Genomic DNA, 301 nt, shown 5'->3' with positions numbered 1-301 from the left:
GTATTCGTTGCCCGTCGCCAGATTGATCGGGTCACCCGCACACGGACACGGTGGCCCCATTGTTTTGTTGGGGTGGCCCGATGGCGGTGATGCGTTGGCGTAACTGAAACCTGCCCCACCCCAACCCACAGCCTCCAAAGTTATCAACCCATTCTGCGCTTGATAAGAATCGACACAGGGGACTGTAATTTTGTCCTGAGAGGGGAGGTTTGCTTGAAGCGATGCAAGATTGAGCTGACAACCAGCCATCGCTTCCTCGGATGTCGCATAAGGGTATACCGCAAATACTTGTGCGTGAGCG

It is taken from the genome of Dyella sp. S184 (assembly GCF_009766065.1).
Lineage (GTDB): Bacteria > Pseudomonadota > Gammaproteobacteria > Xanthomonadales > Rhodanobacteraceae > Rhodanobacter.
The sequence above is the reverse complement of the archived record's forward strand: the minus strand, read 5'-3'. Positions refer to the sequence as shown.